This window comes from Stenotrophomonas sp. Steno-Z2 (genome assembly GCF_056393235.1).
The window spans coordinates 1-597 of record NZ_JBWJOY010000023.1 but is presented as its reverse complement, the minus strand read 5'-3'; the positions used below and the strand labels follow the sequence as shown (position 1 = coordinate 597).

The window sequence follows — 597 nt, the reverse complement described above, 5'->3', positions numbered from 1 at the left end:
CCGCTGACCACGCTGGACTGGGTCAACCTGTACGCGCTGGCGGTCAACGAGGAGAACGCCGCCGGCGGCCGCGTGGTCACCGCGCCCACCAACGGCGCGGCCGGCATCATCCCGGCGGTGCTGCACTACTACGACCGCTTCTGCCCGGGCAGCAACGAGCAGGGCGTGTTCGACTTCCTGCTCACCGCCGCGGCCATCGGCATCCTCTACAAGGAGAACGCCTCGATCTCCGGCGCCGAGGTCGGCTGCCAGGGCGAGGTCGGCGTGGCCTGCTCGATGGCCGCCGGCGGGCTGATGGCCGCCCTGGGCGGCAAGCCGGGGCAGATCGAGAACGCCGCCGAGATCGGCATGGAACACAACCTGGGCCTGACCTGCGACCCGATCGGCGGGCTGGTGCAGATTCCCTGCATCGAGCGCAACGCCATGGGCGCGGTCAAGGCGATCAACGCCGCGCGCATGGCCATGCGCGGCGACGGCAAGCACAAGGTCAGCCTGGACAAGGTCATCAAGACCATGCGCGACACCGGCCGCGACATGCAGGACAAGTACAAGGAAACCAGCCGCGGCGGGCTGGCCGTCAACGTCATCGAATGCTGA

Annotated in this window: 1 protein-coding gene; it reads left to right on the top strand. The window is 69.0% G+C overall.

Annotated features, from left to right (window positions below):
• Window positions 1-597, top strand: a 597-nt coding sequence (locus AC06FP_RS16840) for an L-serine ammonia-lyase (protein WP_478076336.1), incomplete at its 5' end; no start/stop codon positions are given.